The sequence below is a fragment of the Streptomyces sp. NA04227 genome, from assembly GCF_013364195.1.
In the GTDB taxonomy this organism is placed as follows: domain Bacteria; phylum Actinomycetota; class Actinomycetes; order Streptomycetales; family Streptomycetaceae; genus Streptomyces.
On sequence record NZ_CP054918.1, the window covers coordinates 4,049,161 to 4,068,302 of the forward strand.

Sequence of the window (19,142 nt, forward strand, 5' to 3'; positions counted from 1 at the left end):
CTCTCCTCTAGAGTCGCTCGTGTGACCGAACCCGCGTATCTCGCCGCAGTCCGGGAGTCGTACAACACCGTCGCCATCGATTACGCCCAACTGGTCAAGGAACCAGCGGAGTTGGACCCTGTCACCCGGGCGATGCTGACCGCGTTCGCCGAGACCGTGCGGGTGGCCGACCGGGGGCCGGTCGCGGATCTGGGATGCGGGCCGGGCAAGATCACGGCGCATCTGGCGCAGTTGGGGGTGCCGGTCTTCGGGATCGATCTGTCGCCGAAGATGATCGAGCTTGCGCGGCGGGCGTATCCGGGACTGAGTTTCACCGTGGGCTCGATGACCGCGCTGGAGGTCCGGGACGACGAACTCGGCGGCGTACTCGCGTTCTACTCCGCGCATCACACCCCGCCGGAGCAACTGCCCACCGTGTTCGCCGAGTTCCACCGCACGCTCGCCCCCGGCGGCCATCTGATGCTGGCCGGCTACGTCGGAGACGACGAGCGGCTGCGTCCGACACAGGCGTACGGAGGCCATCCGGTGTCCTACGAGTCCCACTTGCTGCCGCCGGACCGGATAGCCGCGCTGCTGACGGAGGCCGGGCTCGTCCTCACCGCCCACCTCGTGCAGTTGCCCCACGAGGGGTTGGTGAGGACGGTCGCCACGTTTCTGGCCCGGAAGCCCGAGGACGGCTAACGCACCGGTCCCGCTCCCGGCCGGGACCGGGACCGCGACAGGTGCCGGGCCTGGGACCGGAGCCTAGAGAGTGAGCTCGTAATAGAGCACCTTGTGCGTCGGCTCGTAACCGAGGCTGTCGTTGACGCGCCGCATGGGGGTGTTGCTGTCGGCGGTGTCGGTGATCAGGGTGCCCAGGTCGGGGTGGTCGTGGCGGGCGCGCAGTACGGACTCGGCCTTCATCCAGTGGCCGAGTCCATGGCCGCGGTGCTCGGGCAGGACGCCGGTGCCGTAGTGCTGGGCTTCGCCCTTGCCGTCGCCGGGGACCACCAACTCCGTGAAACCCACAATGGAGTTGGGGGAGGGCGCGGAGGTGTCGACGGCGACGACGGTGTGGAGCAGATCGCCGCGCTCGGCGATGGTGCGGGCGGCGGCGCGGACGCGCGCCACGTCCCAGGTGACCGTGCCGTAGTCGGCGTCGTCCATGGGCATGTCGTCCATGGCGCGGCGCGAGTCGGCGAAGCTCTGGGCGAGGTGGTCGGGGACCGTGCCGTACCAGGATTCCAGGCGGTAGCCGGGATGCGGGGTGTCGACGACCGCGCTTAGGGCAGTCAAGTCCGCCTTGTTCAGGGTCAGTTGGGCATAGGTGAGGCCGAGGACGCGGCGGAAGCCGTGTGCGGCCAGGAAGCGGTCGCCGGGGGATCCGTCCTCGGCCTGGGCGGCGAGGCAGCGCCTGCCGTTGTCCCGCGCGGCCGCGGCCGCCGCGTCGAACAGGCGTGAGCCGATACGGGTGCGCCGCTCGGTGGGGTGGACGTTGATGTCCAGTTCGGCGCGGTGCGCCTGGCCCTCGGTGGTGAACAGTCGCAGGAACGCCGACCCGACGGGGATCGCGTCGGCGTCGGAGGCGAGCCACGCCAGGCGGTAGCTGGACGTGCCGCGGTCGGGGTCGGTCAGTGGGGTGATGCGGATGGGCAAGAGGTCTCCGTCGTCGGAAGGTGGCAAAGCTCGACACAGGGTTCGGCACAAGGAACGGCACGGGAAATCGACTGCCGGGCACTGATGCGCATGTGCGGCACACCTCCTCAACGAAAGCGCCGGTCCGGGACGTGACCGGCCGGGGGACCGTACCCGTACGGCCGGGTGCCGGGCAACGGGATATCGACGGCGGGCAGGGCACGGGTGTCAATCGTCCACGCACGGCGTTGAGTTGAGGCGCGTTGCGGGAGTCGCCGCACGGTGCGTCGCCTCGGCTCTTGACCCCGGCGAGGGAATCTCCAGACAACAACTTGCCGGTATCCGTACCCCCGTTTGGATAGCTTAACTATCTTATATGTGTTAGCGAATCTAGGGGGATTTCGCATGGAGCACATCCACACCGAGCCGCCGACCTCGTCCGTTGTCGCTCTGGCCGGCGAGTGGGGCTTCGGCGGCTGGCTGCGGACGTACGCATCCCGCCAGAGCTGGATGTACAAGAAGTGGCGCGACTGGCGGCTGTATCTCTACGACGGAGGCGTGGTCGTCACGGCGCCCAGCGGCTACGAGGCCGCGTTCGACTGGGGTACGTCGCGGGTATTGCAGTACCTCCGCACCATCAACGGCTCGGACGCGCACGCCCGTTACACCCTGATCGACCCCTACGGCGACGCCGTGAACATCGGGCCGGGCGCGAATCTCCTGACGCAGAAGTGGCAGGAGCGCCTCGGCATCAACTCCTCCCTGATCGGCCCGCCGATCCTCGGCTGGGGGGAGTGGGGCGAGCACATCCAGCTCAAGATCACCGAGGCGCAGCTCGCGGATGTGCTCGGCCGTATCGCACGGGGCGAGACGGCACAGTTCGGCCCCATCAACGCCGACCGGCACGGCCTGCTCACCGGTGAGCAGGAGGCCGACTGGGCGGAGATCGACCGGGTCAGGCTGGCCGACGGTACGGTTCAAGTCGTCGCCCACAACGGCGAGTTACTCCTCGACGGGCTGCACGAGATCGGGTTCATCCCCAACCTCGACCTCTTCCTCCATGTCTGTGAGTACTTCACGGCGAGGGACTGACGGCGGCGCGAGGGACGACGGCTCAGCGGGAGGCCAGGATCTGTTCGATGACGGCGGCGACGCCGTCCTCCTCGTTGACGAGGGTCTGATGCGGGGCGGCGGCCACCACGGCCGGGTGGGCGTTGCCCATCGCGTAACCGGCGCCCACCCAGCGGAGCATCTCGATGTCGTTGGGCATGTCCCCGAAGGCGACGACCTCGGCCGCCTCAACTCCCCTGTCCGCACAGCACTGTTCGAGCGTGCTCGCCTTCGTGACACCGGGACCGCTGATTTCGAGCAGCGCGCTCGAACTGGAACGGGTCAGGGTCGCGGTGTCCCCGATGGCCTTGCGGCCCAGGTCCATGAAGGTGTCCGCGTCGAGCACGGCATGCCGCGCGAGCATCTTCAGGATCGGCTCGTCGCCGCCCTCGAAGTCCTCGGCGAGCAGCTTCTCGGCCGGGGCGACGATGTCGTGCGACTCCACCCAGATCCTCGGATACGTGGGCTCGTGCTGGAGCCCGTGCCCGGTGCGCTCGATGGCGAAGCTCGTACCGGGCAGTGCCGCGCGCAGCCGCTCGACCACCTCCAGGGCGGTCGCCCGGGGCAGCGGACGCAGCTTGACGAAGCGATGCTCGTCCAGGTCCGTGGACATGTCGACCACGGCGGCACCGTTGTTGCAGATGGCGAGGCCATGGCCGTGCACATAGTCCTGTACGGGCTGCATCCAGCGCAGCGGCCGTCCGGTCACGAAGAAGACGTCGATACCGGCGGCCTCGGCGTCGGCCAAGGCCTGGACGGTACGAGGTGAGACGGTCTTGTCCTCACGGAGCAACGTTCCGTCAAGATCGGTCGCGATCAGCTTGGGCTCGGCGGGCCAGGGCGCGGCAGGGCTCTGTGTGGTCACGAGCCGCATTCTTGCGCATATGCCACGGCGGGCGGGTGGCCGCGGGGGAAACGTGTCCAGCGGTTTCATCCCCCGGGCCCCCGGCCTCGACCTGGTGCGGCAGTACCCCTGCTCAGTGGGCGCCGGGCTCCTCGAACGCACCCTGCCGCGCCGCAACGGTGAACGCGGTGAAGGCGGCGGCTCCGATGGTGAAGACGGGGCCATGGGGGTTCTTGGAGTCGCGGATGGCGATTTGGCAGGGCTGGGCGGCGATTTCGATGCATTCGCCGCCGGTGTTGCCGCTGTAGCTGGACTTGCGCCAGGTCACGTCACCCAGCGGGGTGCATTCGATGCAGTCGCCGCCGCTGTCGCCGCTGTAACTCGACTTACGCCAAGTCGTGTTCGGCGGAATCCACGTTCCCGTCCCCATAACGCTCCTCCATCACGCGGCTGATCAGTGCCGCGGACTTCTCGACGGAGAGCGCGGCGGCCTGCAAGCGAGCGTAACGGAGCGAACTCTCCTTGAGAGTATCTGGATTGGCAGTCGCATGACCCGAGGCCATGTCCTCCGTATAGAAGACGTCAGGGTCGTCCTCGAATCGCAGGACGTTGAACGAACCGGTCAGCGCAGTGTGCTCCCCGGCCGAGAACGGCAGCACCTGCACGTTCACGTACCGGCGCTGCTCGTGGACGCTCAGGAGATGGGCGAGCTGGTTCCACATGACGTGCTGGCCGCCGATTGGCCGGTACAGAACCGCCTCGTCCAGCACCACCCAGAGCTGAGCGGGGGCCTCACGGTCAAGGATTCGCTGCCGCTCCATGCGTGCGGCCACGAGTTCGTCGAGGTTGTCCGGTGACGGCGCTCCCATGACCGCCCGCGCGTAGGCCTCCGTCTGCAAGAGCCCGTAGACCACCTGCGCCTGGTAGGTGGAGATGTAGGACGCCTTCGCCTCCAGACCCGCGTACTCCTGGAACCACGGCGGGAGTTGGCTGCGCAGCACGAGACCGACGAGGCGGCCCATGTCTCCGCCCGTCTTGAGCGTGACGTCGACGCGCTCGGCGAATTCCCGAGTTGGAACTTTGTGGGCGGTTTCAATCTGACCGACGAGGGAGCCGGTGCAGAAGAGCTTGGCGCCGAGTTCGGCCTGGGTGAGTTGAGCGGCCTCGCGGCGGAGGCGGAGTTCGGCGCCGAAGTGGTGCAAGGGTGAGGCGTCCGGGTCGAGTTGTCGGATCTGTACCACAATGCCCTCCAACGGAAGTCACGGTTCGTTTCTGTCCGTAGCCGAGAGTAGTCAGGCGGGGTCAAGCTTGTGGAGTGAAGTCACCAACTCATTTGCCCCCAATGGGAGTTCACGTGCCCGAACGCGATACCCCGCGCGCCCTTCGCGCCCCCTACGTCTCTCACGACTCCCGTGAGGCACTGGTGGTCCTGCACCCCGAGGGTGCCGTCGCGACGACGTACCGCATCCGCCTGACGGTGGGCGACCACTCGGCCGGCCACCTGCGCCGCATCCTCCGCCACTACCTGGACGCCTGGTCCCTGCCGGACCTCGCCCCGGCGGCGGAACTCGCCCTCACCGAACTCCTGGCGAACGTCGTACGGCACGTACCGGATCGCCTCTGCGCCCTGTGGTTCCGCCGCCACGGCGAGGGCGTACGCGTCGAAGTGACCGATGGATCACCGGAGTTGCCGCAGGTGCGGGCGGCCGGTCCGCTGGACGAGGGCGGGCGCGGGCTGCGCCTGGTGGAGGCGGTCACCGACCGCTGGGGAGTCGAGCCGTGCGGCTTCGGGGAGCAGGCGTACTGGGGGCTGGGCGAGGAGGGGAAGCCGGGAAAGACGGTGTGGTTCGAGTGCGTACGGGAGGGCGGGGCGGGCACGGTGAGCGGCACCGGGACGCTGCGGGTGGTCGACGCGTGGCAGTGACCGGCGCGGCTCCGCTGCGTCCTATCCGTCGATGTCGAGTGCCGTGCCGTACAGCCGGTCCACCTTCAGCCGGATGACCATCCGGCGCTCGGCGACCAGCTCCTCCAGGAAAGCGGCTTCGTCCTCGGGCCTCCCGTCCGGCGGGATCATCCCGAGCAGCTCCCGCCCCACCGCGTCGCCGGGAACCGTCGTGATCTCGGAGACCAGGGCCTCGCCTTCGGCGACGGCGAACGACCACACGTCGCCGCCCGGTACGTGCAGCGCGGCACGCGGATTGTGCCGCAGATGCGCGACCTTGACCCGGTCCGCCGTCGTCGAGAACCGCACGATGCGGGCTTCGGGGTCCCAGCTGTACACCATGGTCGTCAGATGGGGGTGGCCACTGCGCTTGACGGTGGCGAGCGTGCCGAACTGCTGCCGGCCCAGCAGGCTGGAGAGGGCTTCGTCGGACAGTGGACGAGGTGCTGGTCGTTGAGTCATGACGTGATCAACACCCGCGGCCCCCAAGCAATTTCCTGGACCTCACATGCCCAACGCCCACCTTGTTCAGTACCTGCCCCGGACGCCCCGGACGAGCAGAGTGCCCGTGCGCCGACTCCCCGGGGGCGGGGCAAGGACGGAGGCTCATACATCCACGTAGCCGTGTTCCTTGAGGATCAGCGTCCACACATCGGGTTCGTAGTCCCACCGTTTGACGACCGCGGGGTCCTCCTCAGGGCCGCGGGGGATGTACGACGCCTGGCAGCCGTAGCACCCTTCGACCGGGGGGCGTTGGGAGAGCGCGAACACTCCCCCTGGCTTGAGGTTCGCGTGCACGAGCGGCAGCAGCAGCCCCGGATCGGTGAACCAGGCGGCACCGAACACGCTGTAGACCGCGTCGAAGGGTGTGCTCGTGTCTCCGAAGCAGGCGAGGGCATCGGCCTGGCGGAGTGTCATCCCCTCCACATCGGGCCACCGCTCGCGTGCCTTGTCGAGCTGCTTGGCGGAGAGATCGATCCCCACGGCCTTCATGCCGAGCGCCGCGAGATGAGCCACGTTCCCACCGGACCCGCATCCGAGGTCGAGCACACTGTCGCCGGATTCGAGGCCGAGTACGTCGGCCCCGGGACCGTGGTCCGGGTACTGGGTCCAGTTGAACCATGTGGTCTCGCCCCTGGCATTGGTCTGCCGCCGCTGAGGCTTGCTCTGTGAGTAGGTGTCCCATGCGGCGCTGCGAGAGTCCGTCACTACCCGTCCGTTCTCGTCAAGGCGACAGCCGCCCGGCACGATACCGGGCGGCTGAGGCTCTGGTGGTTCAGTCGTTGCGTGGTGCGGAACTACTTGGCCACGGGGCTGTCGGAGCAGCCTGTGTAGCTCTGGGTGCGCAGTCGGCCGCACCGTTGACGGAGTGAGGCGTCAGGAGATGGCGTAAGGCGGCCTGACCTCTGACGTCCCGTCTCTTGCGCCGCCCCGTGTCCGCACCGCGATACCGCATGCCCCGGACCTCGACGGGTGCGGTTCAATCGTCCGTGGTCACGGCGTGGGGCACCGGAACTCCCCACGCTACGGGGGAGGTTGAGCGGTGTGCGGGTCCTCGCGGACAGGTACGAGCTGGTGTCGTTCGTCGGGCGCGGCGGAATGGGTGAGGTCTGGGAAGGGCGGGACCGGGTCATCGGGCGCCGGGTGGCCGTCAAGCTGTTGCCGCACCAACGGGGCGCCGGGAGCTCGGAGTTGTTCTTCCGCGAGGCGCGGACCGCGGGCGGACTGAACCACCGGGGCGTCGTCACCGTTCACGACATGGGGCAGGACCCGTCGGACGGCACGCTGTTCCTCGTCATGGAGTACGTGGCGGGCCGGGACCTGTCCGCCGTACTGCACGAGGACGGGCCGCCCCCGGTGGCGGCGGCACTGGACTGGGCCGCACAGGCCGCCGCCGCGCTCGCCGCGGCCCACGAGGCCGGGGTCGTGCACCGGGACCTGAAGCCCGCCAACCTCATGCTGACGACCGGCGGCGAGATCAAGGTCCTCGACTTCGGCATCGCCCGCTTCATGGCCACTACCGACAAGTCGAGCCAGGTGATGGGCTCCCTGGCGTACATGGCCCCCGAACGCTTCGACGAACACCCGGGCGACGCCCAGTCCGACCTGTACTCCTTCGGTTGCGTACTGCACGAACTCCTCACCGGGGAAGCGCCATTCACCACTTCGGGCGCCGTCGCGACGATGACCGCGCATCTGCGCGGTACGCCCGAGGCGCCGGGACGCAGGCGCGAGGGTGTGCCGAGTGAAGTGGACGCTCTTACGTTGCGGTTGCTGGCCAAGGAGGCCGCCGAGCGGCCGGAGTCGGCGAGGCGGGTGCACGAGGAACTGCGCGCGTTGGCTGCGGGGGCTCCTCCCGCATCCGCGGTTTCGACGGCCTCCTCGGGTTCGGCGCCTGCCTCGGCTCCGGTGCCTTCCTCGCCTCCCGCCCCTTCCTCGCCTCCCGCGCCTTCCTTTGCTCCGGCCGGGGCATCCGCACCAACCCCCGTACCCACCGCGGCTGTTGCGGAGGTGAATTCCGCGGCTGCGGTCGCGCCAGCGGTCCCGGTCGTTTCCCCGGCGGCTTCGCTCGCTCCTCCCTCGGCTCCCGAGATGCCGCAGACCCCTCCGCCGTCTGCGGCACCCGCGTCGGGCAGCGGCGGCGGACAGCACGTACACCATCTGCCGACGCAGACCGCCGTACCGCGGCGCCCCACCGAAGGACCGGCGGCGGGTGGTGGGCGTCAACTGCTCACCCGTAGGCGGGCGTTGTGGCTCGCGCTGGGGGTCGGGGCGGTGGCGGTCGCGGGGGCCGGTGGGGCCGTCGCCCTGCTCGGCGACGAGGGGGAGAAGAAGCCGGAGGCGTCCGGCGACAAGGGCGCCGGGAGCCGGAAGCCGAGCGGGCCGCCCGCTCCCGCGCGCAAGCCCTGGGCGCTGCGGCAGGAGACGGTCATCCCGTGTCCTCCGGTGCTGTCCGGCCGGGTGCTCTACTTCAGCGACGGCGGCATGGTGTGCGGCCTGGACGCGCTCACCGGGACGCAGCAGTGGGAAACACCGATGGAATCGGACGCGAACCAATTCACCGTCGCAGGTGGCCTGTTGTACATCGGGGACGAGGAAGGCCATCTCCGGGCGCTGACCGTCGACGGCGGCGTACCGAAGTGGAAGTTCCCCACCGGCGACCGGGTGCGCTCCAGGCCCGTCGTCGCGGACGGGACGGTGTACTTCGCGAGCCTCGACAAGCAGGTCTACGCGGTGGACGCGGTACGCGGCACCAAGAAGTGGAGCTTCCCGGCGGGCGAGGAGATCTACTGCTCGCCGATCGTGCGCGACGGCACGGTCTACATCGGCGTCGACGGCGACGACCGGACCCTCTACGCCCTCGACGCCGAGAAGGGCACCAAGAAGTGGGCCTACCGTGTCGACGTCGGCTTTCCGAAGCAGCCCGCGACCACCGGTGACCTGGTCTTCTCGACCGGCAACGACCAGAGCCTGTACGCCGTTTCGATCTCCGACGGCACCAAGAAGTGGTCCCTGCCACTCAAGGGCAAGCCGGGCACGCCCGACTACTACGACGCCTCACCGCCGTCGGCGGACGGGGACATGGTCTACGTCGGCGGCCTCGACGCCGTACATGCCCTGACCGCCGCCGACGGCCGCGAGAAGTGGTCCTACCCGGGTCTCGTCGAGCCCTCCACGCCCGTCCTCGTGGACGGCACGGTCTACGTCAGCGACCTGGGCGACCCGGAGGGCACCGTCTACGCACTCGACGCGAAGTCCGGCACCGAGCGCTGGTCCACCCCGACCGGCGCCAGCCTCGACAGCATGACCCTGCACAACGCGCCCGTCCTCGGCCACGGTCTCGTCTACGTCACCAACGAGAACGGCCTCCATGCCCTTGATGCCGCGACGGGGCAGGGGCCGGAGGGGATGGGAACGGAGGGGTGACCGGAGGGGATGTGACCGGAGGGGATGTGAACGGTGGTGCGTGGCGGGCAACCCGCTCCCGCCCGGTTGTTCACCCCCAGCCGCTCAGCCGAGCTGCGCCACCGCCTCCGTCGCGATCCGCTCGAAGACCTGCTGGTCCGCGGCGAAGTCGGTGTCAGGGATCGGCCAGTGGACGACGAGTTCGGTGAAGCCCAGGTCCCGGTGGCGGCCCGCGAAGTCGACGAAGGCGTCGAGGGAGGCGAGGGGGCGGGCGCGGTCCGGGGTGAAGCCGGTCAGCAGGACGCGGTCCAAGTCGCCTGTGTCGCGGCCCAGTTCGGCGCAGGCGGCGTCCAGCTTCTCGGCCTGGCGGCGGATCGCTTCGACGGACTGCTCGGGGGTGCCGTCCTCGTACAGCTTCGGGTCGCCCGTGGTCACCCACGCCTGCCCGTACCGGGCGGCGAGCCGCAGCCCGCGCGGGCCGGTGGCGGCGATGGCGAACGGCAGGCGCGGGAGCTGGACGCAGCCGGGGACGTTGCGCGCCTCGGTGGCCGCGTAGAACGTGCCCTCGTGGGTGACCTCGGCCGGTTCGGTCAGGAGCCGGTCGAGCAGGGGCACGAACTCGCCGAAGCGGTCGGCCCGTTCGCGGGGCGACCAGGGCTCGGCGTCCTTCGGGCGCAGCGTGGTCGCGTCGAAACCGTTGGACCCCGCGCCGATGCCGAGCGTGATCCGCCCTTCGGAGATGTCGTCGAGCGAGATCAGTTCCTTGGCCAGGGTGACCGGGTGCCGGAAGTTGGGCGAGCTGACCAGCGTGCCCAGTCGCAGGCGCGTGGTGGCGCCCGCGGCGGCCGTCAGCGTCGGCACCGCCCCGAACCACGGACCGTCCCGGAAGGGGTAGCGCCAGGCCAGGTGGTCGTAGGTGTAGGCGGCGTGGAAGCCGAGGTCCTCGGCCCGTTGCCACAGGTCACGGCCGCCCTGGTGCCAGCGGCGGGTGGGGAGGATGACGGTGCTGAGGCGCATGGCAGGAGATTACGCGAGGGGGAGGCGACCGGTTCGGTGCGGGGGCCGGGGCGGAACTCCGGATTCCGGGGGCGGGGCTGGGCGCAGGGCTCCGGGGCGGATTCTCCCGCTCACTCGCCCTCGGGAACAGTGATGATCTTCCCGTTCTTGTCCACCGAGTGGGTCTGCCAGTACTTGTCCCACTTGTCGTCGACGTGCTTGGGGACCTTGCCCTCCGGGTAGCGGACGTAGCCCTTCGGGGGCTCCTCGTCGTCGGGGACGCAGGCGCTGCCGGTGCCGCCCACGGTCATGACCGGGTACTCGCCGCCGCCGCAGGTCGCTTCCTGCAGGGAACAGCCGGTGGTCAGGGTCGCGGCCGCCGCGGAGGCGAGCGCGAGGCCGAGGGCGGCGCGGCGGGTCCGGCCACGGCTCCGGTTTCCGGCCCGGTTCCGGGTGAGGGCCCCGCTCGCGGAGGGCTGGGGCTGAACGCGGCTGTTGGTACGCACTGGGGGCTCCTTGGGGGGTTGGCTTCGGGTACCAGAGTGCGGGAGGGGGCGGGAGGGGGGCATGAGTATGGGTACTCAGGCTGGGAGTTGGGCGTACCCGGGGTCGGGATGCCCGCCCGCCACAGGGATCACTTCTGGGAATCTGTGATGACGGAGTGTGGTGTCGCGGGTGTGGTTCTTGCTGCTGCGGGAGCGCGCATTTCGCAGCATGCTCGACCCTATGGCGGACACGACGCGTATCAGGGTCACACTGCCGACCGACCAGGTGGCCGAGTTGAAGAAGCTCACCGACAACGTCTCCGGCTACGTCGCCGAAGCGGTGGCACGGCGGCTCCGGCACCAGCTGCTGGGGGTCGAACTGCTGTGCAACCAGGCGGAATACGGGGCTTTCACCGAGGAAGAGCTGGCTGAGGCCCAGTCCCGGATCTTCGGAGCGGACGTGATGGATGCGGAGGGCGGGGTGGCGAGCGGGGTGTGAGGGAGCATGACGAGACCGTGGTCCTCGACTCCCAGGGGGCTGAGCGCTTGGACGACGTGGAGGGCTGCAAGGTTCTTGCGATGCTCCAGGTCTTCCACGGCATCGGTGCCGACCTCGCTGCCTGGCCCTGCCGCCCGCGACGGCCGCTGTGAAGGCCCCCGAGTGCACAAGGGCCTGCCCCCGAGTACACACAGACCTGTGGACAACTCCTGTGTACAGACGCCGTGCCGGGACCGTCGAAATTCGGCCGAGTACGGGGCGGATTCGCAAGCTGCTTGCTGAGGCCGCTTGGTGAGGCTCCGTCAGAGGCCGTGTAGCTCAGTGTGGTTGGGAGAAGCGCACGTAGCGCGGTGGGACCTCGGCGGTGAGCCAGACGCCGTTGGCGGTGACGCGGAAGGTGTGGCCGTCGGCGTGCATGGCGGGGGCGTCCACGGTGAGGATGACGGGGCGGCCGCGTCGGGCGCCGACCCTGGTGGCCGTCTCTCGGTCGGCCGACAGGTGGACGTCGTGCCGGTTCATCGGGCGCAGGCCCTCGGCGCGGATCGCGGCCAGGTGTCGGGCGACGGTGCCGTGGTAGAGCACGCCGGGCGGAGGGGTTGGGGAAAGTCCCAGGTCAACGGGGATGCTGTGGCCTTGTCGTGCCCGGATCCGGGTGCCTTCGACGGCGAAGCGCTGCTTGTCGTTGGCGCGGACCACGTGGTCGAGCTCGGCGCTGGTGAACGCGAAACCGTGGGCCGACGCGGCGGCCATGAGTACGTCGATCTCCACCCAGCCCGCCTCGTCCGGGGCCAGGCCGATCCGCTCGGGAGAGTGCCGCAGGTGCCTGGACAGGTACTTCGAGACCTTGATGGTGCGCTGCTCGTCCGGGGTGCTGGGGGTGTTGGGAGTGCTGGGGGTGTCAGGGGTAACGGGGGTGCCCGTCCCGCTCGCGCCGTTCACGCCGTCTGCTTCGTCCATGTCGTACATGCCGTCCATGGAATCTCAGCGTGCAGATCTGTCCGGATCTTGTCCATGCGATTTTGTGCGGTGATGTTTGATCCACAGAAAGTTAAGTTATCCACAGGGGTGCGGTGTTTTCTGTGGACAACTCGTCTGTGAATAAAGGGGCTTGGTCAACAGGCCCTCACTCAGGCTCGGTTGAATCGCCGTCAGCGGTCAATCGCCGTACGGGCAACGCCGGTTCACCTTGGCCGCAACTCCCCTTGGGGGACGGGCAACATTACAACCCTGGGGATTCCGGGTCCAGTTGCGGGGCGAGGAGAAACGTAGGCGTGCCGTCGCCTCGCGATACGGCAAGTTCGCGGTCCGCTGTGGGGCGACCGTGCCCAGCGCGCGGTCATCAACGAGTGGCTGTGACGCTCGGCCCTCTCACCAGGGCTCCACGTTCCACCACCGCGGGCAGGTCGCTGGTGGGAACAGCACCTGAAGGCCACTCCGGCCGGTGCTTGACCTCAACCTTGGTTGATGTACGAGAGTCGTGCCATCGAACGGCGAGACGAGGAGATTCCCATGACACATCCCAGGATCCTGGTGACCGGCGCGACGGGAAAGGTCGGCGGCGCGGTGGTGGCCCAACTGCACGCGGCGGGCGTGCCCGTTCGGGCGCTGGTGCGAGGGGAGTCGGACTTCCCGGAGGGTGTACAGGCGGTGCGCGGCGATCTCGGTGATCCCGCGTCGCTGGGCACGGCCCTGGAGGGCGTCGATTCGGTCTTCCTGGTGTGGCCGTTCCTGAGCGCCGAGGGCGCGTCGGACGTGATCGAGACGATCGGGAAGCATGCTCAACGGGTGGTGTACCTGTCATCCGCCGGAGTGGGGAGCGAGAAGGAGGAGCCGGGCGAGGCGATCACCATGTTCCACACGGAGCTGGAGCGGCTGATCGAGGCATCGGGACTGGAGCGGACGGCGCTGCGGCCGACCGGGTTCGCGAGCAACACGCTGGGCTGGGCGGAGGAGGTCCGCACCACCGGTGCGGTACGGGCGCCGCTGGCAAGGCTGGCCCGTCCGCTGATCCACGAGGCGGACATTGCCGCGGTCGCCGTTCAGGCGCTGACGACCGACGCCCTGCTCGGCACCCGCCCTCTGCTCACCGGCCCCGAACTGATCACCCAGGAACAGCAGGTGGCCCTGATCGGCGAGGCGATCGGGCGACCGGTGCGGTTCGAGGAGATCACGCTGGACGAGGCCGCCGAGCAGATGAAGGCCGCAGGCTACCCGGCAGAGCTGGTGGAGGCCGTGTTGCCGGCCCAGGCCGGGATGATCGGCAATCCGGAGCCGGTCAACGAGGAAGTGGAGCGCATCACGGGCAGCCCGGCCCGATCTTTCCAGGAGTGGGCGGTGGACCACGCGGCGGACTTCAGCTGAGAGGGACGCCCGCACACGGCTGAGAGGGACGCCCGCGCACGTTGACGTAACCGACCGAAGCGCCGGATCTCGGCTCCGTCGCCCCTGCACATGACGCCGAGACACATGACGCCGAGGCCGAGCCCCTTGCTCAGGGACGCGGAAGGCTCGCGTCAGGATCCGCGTGGGGCCCGCACCGGGAAAGGTGCACCCGGGAGGGGCGGTAACGGTAAGGGCCACCCCGGACGTCTCTCCTCCGGGAACCACGTCTCTCCTCCGGGAACCTCCACCACCCACCACACGTTCCCCTCACGGAAGCGGCCGAGGCACGGCACCACCTCGCGTCCATGCGGAAGCCCCCGCCCCGCCCCCGAGGCCGCGAACCAAAGGTCTGCCGGGCCCCCTCCCCATTGGGGAGAACCCTTACGGGCCCGTAGTACCCAAGACGTAGAAACGGACGCTCCCGTGGTCTGACGACCGGGCGCGGGCCGCGCGCCTACGGTCGATTCGTGACTGTGATCCTGACCGAAGGCCTGAGCAAGCGGTACCCGCGGGTGACCGCTCTCGACCGGCTCAGCATGGAGATCGGGGCCGGCGTGACCGGGCTCGTCGGCGCCAACGGCGCCGGCAAGTCGACGCTGATCAAGATCCTGCTGGGCCTGTCCCCCGCCACCGAGGGCCGAGCCGAGGTGCTCGGGCTCGATGTCGCCACCAAAGGCGGCGACATCCGCGAACGCGTCGGCTACATGCCCGAGCACGACTGTCTGCCGCCGGACGTCTCCGCCACGGAGTTCGTCGTCCACATGGCGCGGATGTCGGGGCTGCCGCCCGCCGCCGCACGTGAGCGCACCGCCGACACCCTGCGCCATGTCGGCCTGTACGAGGAGCGGTACCGCCCGATGGGCGGCTACTCGACGGGTATGAAGCAGCGGGTGAAACTGGCACAGGCGCTGGTGCACGACCCGCAGCTGGTCTTCCTGGACGAGCCGACCAACGGCCTCGACCCGGTCGGCCGCGACGACATGCTCGGCCTGATCCGCCGCGTCTACACCGACTTCGGCATCTCGGTCCTGGTCACCTCGCACCTGCTCGGCGAGCTGGAGCGCACCTGCGACCACGTCGTCGTCGTCGACGGCGGGCAGCTCCTGCGGTCCAGCTCCACCACCGACTTCACGCAGATCACCACCACGCTCGCGGTCGAGGTCACCGACACCGACGAACACCCCGACGGGACCCGTGCGCTGCGCGAGGCCCTGGAGCGGCTCGGCATCGGCACCCAGTCCGGCGGCAGCCTGCCGGGCGCGGGCCATGTGGTGCTGCTCACCGCCGAGGGCGAGCAGACCTACGACACCGTCCGCGACACGGTCGCCGATCTCGGCCTCGGCCTGGTCCGCATGGAACAGCGCAGGCACCACATCGCCGAGGTGTTCCACAGCGACGCCGACACCACCCCCAGCGCCCCCGGCCCGCACGCCCCCGGCCCGCACGCACAGCCCGACCCGAAGGAGGCGGCCGGTCATGGCGGCTGAGCAGAGCGGACAGTTCGGCGGTGGTGGCGGGCTCGCCCAGCGCGCGTCCGCGCCCACCGACCAGTCCCGTATCCACAACATCGGCTACCGCCACTACGACGGGCCCCGGCTCGGCCGCGCCTACGCGCGCCGTTCGCTGTTCGTGCAGTCGCTGCGCGGCGCCTACGGCCTCGGCCGCTCGGCGCGCTCCAAGGTGCTGCCGATGATCCTGTTCGGCGTGATGGTGCTGCCCGCGGCGATCATCGTCGCGGTCGCCGTGACGACCGACATGAACAAACTGCCGGTGGACTACCGCGAGTACGCGATCGTCCTCCAGGCGGTGATCGCCCTCTACCTGGCCTCGCAGGCACCCCAGGCGGTCTCGCTCGACCTGCGGTTCAAGACCGTGCCGCTGTACTTCTCGCGGCCGATCGAGCACCGCGACTACGTCCAGGCGAAGTTCGCCGCGCTCAGTGCCGCACTGTTCGCCCTGACCGCGATGCCGGTGACCGTCCTGTACGTGGGCGCGCTGCTCGGCAAGCTCGACTTCGTGGACCAGACCAAGGGATTCGCGCAGGGACTCGTGGCCGTGGCAGTGCTCTCCCTCCTCCTCGCCGGAATCGGGCTCGTCGTCTCGGCGGCCACCCCGCGCCGCGGCTTCGGCGTCGCCGCCGTCATCGCGCTCCTGACGATCCCGTACGGCGCGGTCAGCACCGTGCAGACCATCGCCCAGGAGTCGGGCAGCCCGGGCGCGATCGCCTGGCTCGGACTCTTCTCGCCGATCAGCCTGATCGACGGTCTGCAGAGCGCCTTCCTCGGCGCCGAGTCCAACTTCCCCGACTCCGCGGGCCCCTCGAACGCGGTCGGCGTCGTCTATCTCCTCGTCGTCGTCGGCGTCATCGCGGGCTGCTACGCCCTGCTCGTACGCCGCTACCGGAAGGCCGGGCTGTAACCCATGACGACAGCCCGCCCGTCGCCCACCACCACCCTTCTAAGGAATGGGCTGCGCCCATGACGACAATCCAGATCGACCACGTGAGCCGCTGGTTCGGCAACGTCGTCGCCGTCAACGACATCACCATGGACATCAGCCCGGGCGTCACCGGCCTGCTCGGCCCGAACGGCGCCGGAAAGTCCACCCTGCTCAACATGATGGGCGGCTTCCTGGCCCCCTCCACCGGCTCGGTGACCCTCGACGGCACCCCGGTCTGGCGCAACGAGCAGAGCTACCGCCACCTCGGGATCGTCCCCGAGCGTGAGGGCATGTACGACTTCCTCACCGGCCGCGAGTTCGTCGTCGCCAACGCCGAACTGCACGGCCTCGGCAAGAAGGAGGCGCAGCACGCGCTCGCCACCGTGCAGATGGAATACGCCCAGGACCGCAAGATCTCCACGTACTCCAAGGGCATGCGGCAGCGCGTCAAGATGGCCTCCGCCCTGGTGCACCAGCCGTCCGTGCTGCTGCTCGACGAGCCGTTCAACGGCATGGACCCGCGCCAGCGCATGCAGCTGATGGACCTGCTGCGGCGGATGGGCGACGAGGGCCGTACGGTCCTGTTCTCCTCGCATATCCTCGAAGAGGTCGAACAACTCGCCTCGCACATCGAGGTGATCGTGGCCGGACGGCACGCGGCCAGCGGCGACTTCCGCCGTATCCGCCGCCTGATGACCGACCGCCCGCACCGCTACCTGGTCCGCTCCAGCGACGACCGCGCGCTCGCCGCCGCGCTGATCGCGGACCCGTCCACGGCCGGAATCGAGGTCGACCTGACCGAGGGCGCGCTGCGCATCCAGGCCGTCGACTTCGGCCGGTTCACGCACCTGCTGCCGCGCGTCGCCCGCGAGCGCGGGATCCGGCTGCTCACGGTCTCGCCGTCCGACGAGTCCCTCGAGTCCGTCTTCTCGTATCTCGTCGCGGCGTAGGAGGCCCTGATGTACGACCCCACAGTCGCCCGGCTCACCTACCGGGCCCTCCTCGGCCGCCGCCGTGCCCTGATCCTGTTCGCCCTGCCCGCGCTGCTGCTGCTGATCGCGGTGGCGGTGCGCGCCTTCAACGGCGCGGACGACCGGACCGCGAGCGACCTCCTCGGTGGCTTCGCGCTCGCCACGATGGTGCCGCTGATCGGTGTGTTCGCCGGTACGGGCGCGATCGGTCCGGAGATCGACGACGGTTCCGTGGTCTATCTCCTGGCCAAGCCGATCAAACGGCCGTCGATCATCTTCACCAAGCTGATCGTGGCCGTCGCGGTCACCATGGTCTTCTCGGCCGTACCGACCCTGATCGCCGGGCTCATCCTCAACGGCAACGGCCAGCAGGTCGCGGTCGCCTACACGGTGGCCGCCCTGGTCGCTTCCATCGCCTACGCCGCGATCTTCCTGCTGCTCGGCACCGTCACCAAGCACGCGGTGGTCTTTGGCCTCATCTACGCCCTGGTCTGGGAGGCCGTGTTCGGCTCCCTGGTCGACGGCGCGCGCACCCTCAGCGTCCAGCAGTGGGCCCTCGCCGTCGGCGGCCGCACCGCCGAGGGCAACCTGGTCACCTCCGACGTCGGCCTGCCGCTGGCCACCGTCCTGCTCGCGGCCGTCACGGTCCTCGCCACCTGGTACGCGGGACAGCGGCTGCGGTCGCTGACGGTGGCGGGGGACGACTGAGGCACACCCGGTACGGGGCGGGCGGCGGCTCGACGAGCCCCGCAGCCCGGGAAATTCGGTGGCACGCCGGGTGGCGTACGCGGCACAGTGACTGTGTCAGCGGCGCCGCCCGGCGCCCTTGTTTACCGGGAGAGGAGCGCGGCGATGTCCAGTAGGAGTCCGTCCACAGCTCCCTTCGGGGCAGCCGGCGACAGGTAGCCGAGCAGGCTCACAGCCGCTCCGGCCGCGCTCGTCCCGCGGCCCCTGTCACCGCCCTCCCCTCCGCACGGGGAGCAGGCTGTCCGGGGCGGCCGCTTCGAGCGCGCAGACATACGCGCTGCGCGAGGCCGCCCACCCGGAGGATTGGCCGAGTGGCAAGGCACCGGCTTGCGCGAGTCGTTGAGCGCTTCGCGCAGGGCGTAGTCGGGTATACAGCCCGCGCGCGTTCGATCCGCGCATCCTCCGCAGAGCAGGGACTTGTTCGGTTGAGTTCTTGAGACTTTGGGCCTTTGGGCCTTTGAGCCCTTGGGTCCCCGAGTTCCTGAGCTTTGCGTCCTTGAGCCGTTGGCCACTGGGTCCTTCAGTGGTCAACGGCTCAACTCATGCTCTGGCTCAGCTCACTTGGCAGACCCGTTGCCGTTGCCGCCCCGCCCCGGGTAGCCGAACAGCAGCCCCTCCATGGCCGCGAGCAGTTCCTCGCGCGCGGTCTCGCGGTCCGTCGCGCGGGCGACCAGGCGGGCCGCCTCGTCCAGGGCGCCGAGTACCAGGTGCGCCAGCGGACGTACCGGCTGCTCGGGCAGAGCGCCCGCGTCGATGGCGCTGCGGAGTGCGGCGATGATCGCGCCGAGGCCGTGTTCCTCGCCGATGCGGCGCCAGCGTTCCCAGCCGAGCACGCCCGGTGCGTCGATCAGCAGGATGCGCTCGACCTCGGGTTCCGCGCAGGCGTCGAGGAATCCCCTGGCTCCGGCGCGCAGGGCCTGGACCGGGTCGGCGACGCCCGTCAGCGCGTCCGCGACGACCCGCCGGGTCACCTCCGCCTCCACCTGCTCGACCACCGCGTCGAACAACGCCCGCTTGTCCTTGAACTGGTGGTACAGCGCGCCCCGGGTCACACCGGCCGCGCGCACCAGTTCCTCGGTGCCGACCGCCGCGTACCCCCGTTGCCCGAAGAGCCGCGTACCGGCGGCGATCAGCGCCGACCGGGTCTCCTGCGAGCGCTCGGCCTGCCTTCCGGCCATGCCGCCTCACCGTCCGTCCTTCCCCGACT

At 69.7% G+C, this 19,142-nt stretch carries 21 protein-coding genes and 1 tRNA gene; 12 read left to right on the forward strand and 10 right to left on the reverse strand.

The features are described from left to right. The first annotated feature begins 21 nt into the window (after positions 1-21). Positions 22-681 carry a class I SAM-dependent methyltransferase gene (locus tag HUT18_RS17200; protein WP_176101527.1) on the forward strand — a complete coding sequence of 220 codons (660 nt, stop codon included), beginning with the start codon at positions 22-24 and terminating at the stop codon, positions 679-681. Between the two features lie 63 nt (positions 682-744). On the opposite strand, the gene HUT18_RS17205 is transcribed toward HUT18_RS17200, so the two are convergent. Next, positions 745-1,635 (reverse strand): GNAT family N-acetyltransferase, encoded by an 891-nt coding sequence (locus HUT18_RS17205; RefSeq protein WP_176101528.1) that lies wholly within the window; start codon positions 1,633-1,635, stop codon positions 745-747. A 384-nt stretch (positions 1,636-2,019) separates the two neighbouring features. On the opposite strand from HUT18_RS17205, the gene HUT18_RS17210 reads away from it, so the two are divergent. Next, positions 2,020-2,706, forward strand: a complete 687-nt coding sequence (locus HUT18_RS17210; RefSeq protein WP_176101529.1) for a DUF6585 family protein — start codon at positions 2,020-2,022, stop codon at positions 2,704-2,706. A gap of 22 nt (positions 2,707-2,728) precedes the next feature. On the opposite strand, the gene HUT18_RS17215 is transcribed toward HUT18_RS17210, so the two are convergent. The 3 genes from HUT18_RS17215 to HUT18_RS17225 form a co-directional block, all read right to left on the reverse strand. Then, on the reverse strand, positions 2,729-3,589 hold the full coding sequence (locus HUT18_RS17215; RefSeq protein ID WP_368661533.1) for a Cof-type HAD-IIB family hydrolase: 861 nt from the start codon (positions 3,587-3,589) through the stop codon (positions 2,729-2,731). Positions 3,590-3,701: 112 nt separating this feature from the next. Then, positions 3,702-3,998 carry a DUF397 domain-containing protein gene (locus tag HUT18_RS17220; RefSeq protein ID WP_176101531.1) on the reverse strand — a complete coding sequence of 99 codons (297 nt, stop codon included), beginning with the start codon at positions 3,996-3,998 and terminating at the stop codon, positions 3,702-3,704. After that, a complete protein-coding gene (locus HUT18_RS17225; RefSeq protein ID WP_176101532.1) occupies positions 3,955-4,809 on the reverse strand; it encodes a helix-turn-helix transcriptional regulator in 855 nt (284 codons plus the stop codon). Before HUT18_RS17225 ends, HUT18_RS17220 begins: the two co-directional genes overlap by 44 nt. A 113-nt stretch (positions 4,810-4,922) precedes the next feature. On the opposite strand from HUT18_RS17225, the gene HUT18_RS17230 reads away from it, so the two are divergent. Beyond that, complete coding sequence (locus HUT18_RS17230) at positions 4,923-5,492, forward strand: ATP-binding protein (protein ID WP_254878650.1); 570 nt, start codon at positions 4,923-4,925, stop codon at positions 5,490-5,492. Between the two features lie 21 nt (positions 5,493-5,513). Here the strand turns inward: HUT18_RS17230 and HUT18_RS17235 are convergent, their stop codons facing one another. Continuing rightward, the gene (locus HUT18_RS17235; protein ID WP_176101533.1) at positions 5,514-5,972 is read right to left on the reverse strand and encodes a pyridoxamine 5'-phosphate oxidase family protein; all 459 of its coding nucleotides are present in this window, start codon (positions 5,970-5,972) and stop codon (positions 5,514-5,516) included. Positions 5,973-6,116: 144 nt separating this feature from the next. Continuing rightward, entirely contained in the window at positions 6,117-6,719 is a 603-nt protein-coding gene (locus HUT18_RS17240) for a class I SAM-dependent methyltransferase (RefSeq protein WP_176101534.1), read from the reverse strand. A gap of 336 nt (positions 6,720-7,055) precedes the next feature. Between HUT18_RS17240 and HUT18_RS17245 the strand changes: the two genes are divergently transcribed. Beyond that, complete coding sequence (locus HUT18_RS17245) at positions 7,056-9,437, forward strand: PQQ-binding-like beta-propeller repeat protein (protein WP_254879039.1); 2,382 nt, start codon at positions 7,056-7,058, stop codon at positions 9,435-9,437. Between the two features lie 84 nt (positions 9,438-9,521). Here HUT18_RS17245 and HUT18_RS17250 read toward each other — a convergent pair whose 3' ends face one another. Both HUT18_RS17250 and HUT18_RS17255 read right to left on the reverse strand, forming a co-directional pair. Next, on the reverse strand, positions 9,522-10,433 hold the full coding sequence (locus tag HUT18_RS17250) for an LLM class flavin-dependent oxidoreductase (RefSeq protein WP_176101536.1): 912 nt from the start codon (positions 10,431-10,433) through the stop codon (positions 9,522-9,524). Between the two features lie 110 nt (positions 10,434-10,543). After that, positions 10,544-10,918: an SCO0607 family lipoprotein gene (locus HUT18_RS17255; RefSeq protein ID WP_176101537.1), complete on the reverse strand. Its 375-nt coding sequence runs from the start codon at positions 10,916-10,918 to the stop codon at positions 10,544-10,546. Positions 10,919-11,138: 220 nt separating this feature from the next. On the opposite strand from HUT18_RS17255, the gene HUT18_RS17260 reads away from it, so the two are divergent. Beyond that, on the forward strand, positions 11,139-11,396 hold the full coding sequence (locus HUT18_RS17260) for a hypothetical protein (protein WP_176101538.1): 258 nt from the start codon (positions 11,139-11,141) through the stop codon (positions 11,394-11,396). Continuing rightward, positions 11,393-11,548: a hypothetical protein gene (locus tag HUT18_RS17265; protein ID WP_176101539.1), complete on the forward strand. Its 156-nt coding sequence runs from the start codon at positions 11,393-11,395 to the stop codon at positions 11,546-11,548. Before HUT18_RS17260 ends, HUT18_RS17265 begins: the two co-directional genes overlap by 4 nt. Positions 11,549-11,714: 166 nt before the next feature. On the opposite strand, the gene HUT18_RS17270 is transcribed toward HUT18_RS17265, so the two are convergent. Further along, positions 11,715-12,371 carry an RNA 2'-phosphotransferase gene (locus HUT18_RS17270; protein ID WP_254878651.1) on the reverse strand — a complete coding sequence of 219 codons (657 nt, stop codon included), beginning with the start codon at positions 12,369-12,371 and terminating at the stop codon, positions 11,715-11,717. Positions 12,372-12,905: 534 nt separating this feature from the next. Between HUT18_RS17270 and HUT18_RS17275 the strand changes: the two genes are divergently transcribed. The 6 genes from HUT18_RS17275 (at position 12,906) to HUT18_RS17300 (ending at position 18,340) form a co-directional block, all read left to right on the forward strand. Then, complete coding sequence (locus HUT18_RS17275; protein ID WP_176101540.1) at positions 12,906-13,757, forward strand: NAD(P)H-binding protein; 852 nt, start codon at positions 12,906-12,908, stop codon at positions 13,755-13,757. A gap of 494 nt (positions 13,758-14,251) precedes the next feature. Further along, positions 14,252-15,265, forward strand: coding sequence for an ABC transporter ATP-binding protein (locus tag HUT18_RS17280; protein WP_254879040.1), 1,014 nt, complete (start codon positions 14,252-14,254; stop codon positions 15,263-15,265). Next, on the forward strand, positions 15,255-16,196 hold the full coding sequence (locus HUT18_RS17285) for an ABC transporter permease subunit (RefSeq protein WP_254878652.1): 942 nt from the start codon (positions 15,255-15,257) through the stop codon (positions 16,194-16,196). The genes HUT18_RS17280 and HUT18_RS17285 overlap by 11 nt, the downstream gene beginning before the upstream one ends. 59 nt (positions 16,197-16,255) lie before the next feature. After that, positions 16,256-17,167: an ABC transporter ATP-binding protein gene (locus HUT18_RS17290; protein ID WP_176101541.1), complete on the forward strand. Its 912-nt coding sequence runs from the start codon at positions 16,256-16,258 to the stop codon at positions 17,165-17,167. A gap of 9 nt (positions 17,168-17,176) precedes the next feature. Further along, the gene (locus tag HUT18_RS17295; RefSeq protein ID WP_176101542.1) at positions 17,177-17,896 is read left to right on the forward strand and encodes an ABC transporter permease; all 720 of its coding nucleotides are present in this window, start codon (positions 17,177-17,179) and stop codon (positions 17,894-17,896) included. 336 nt (positions 17,897-18,232) lie between these two features. Continuing rightward, positions 18,233-18,340: transfer RNA gene (locus tag HUT18_RS17300), tRNA-OTHER, on the forward strand. Between the two features lie 152 nt (positions 18,341-18,492). Here the strand turns inward: HUT18_RS17300 and HUT18_RS17305 are convergent. Continuing rightward, positions 18,493-19,113: a TetR/AcrR family transcriptional regulator gene (locus HUT18_RS17305; RefSeq protein ID WP_176101543.1), complete on the reverse strand. Its 621-nt coding sequence runs from the start codon at positions 19,111-19,113 to the stop codon at positions 18,493-18,495. Positions 19,114-19,142 lie beyond the last annotated feature (29 nt).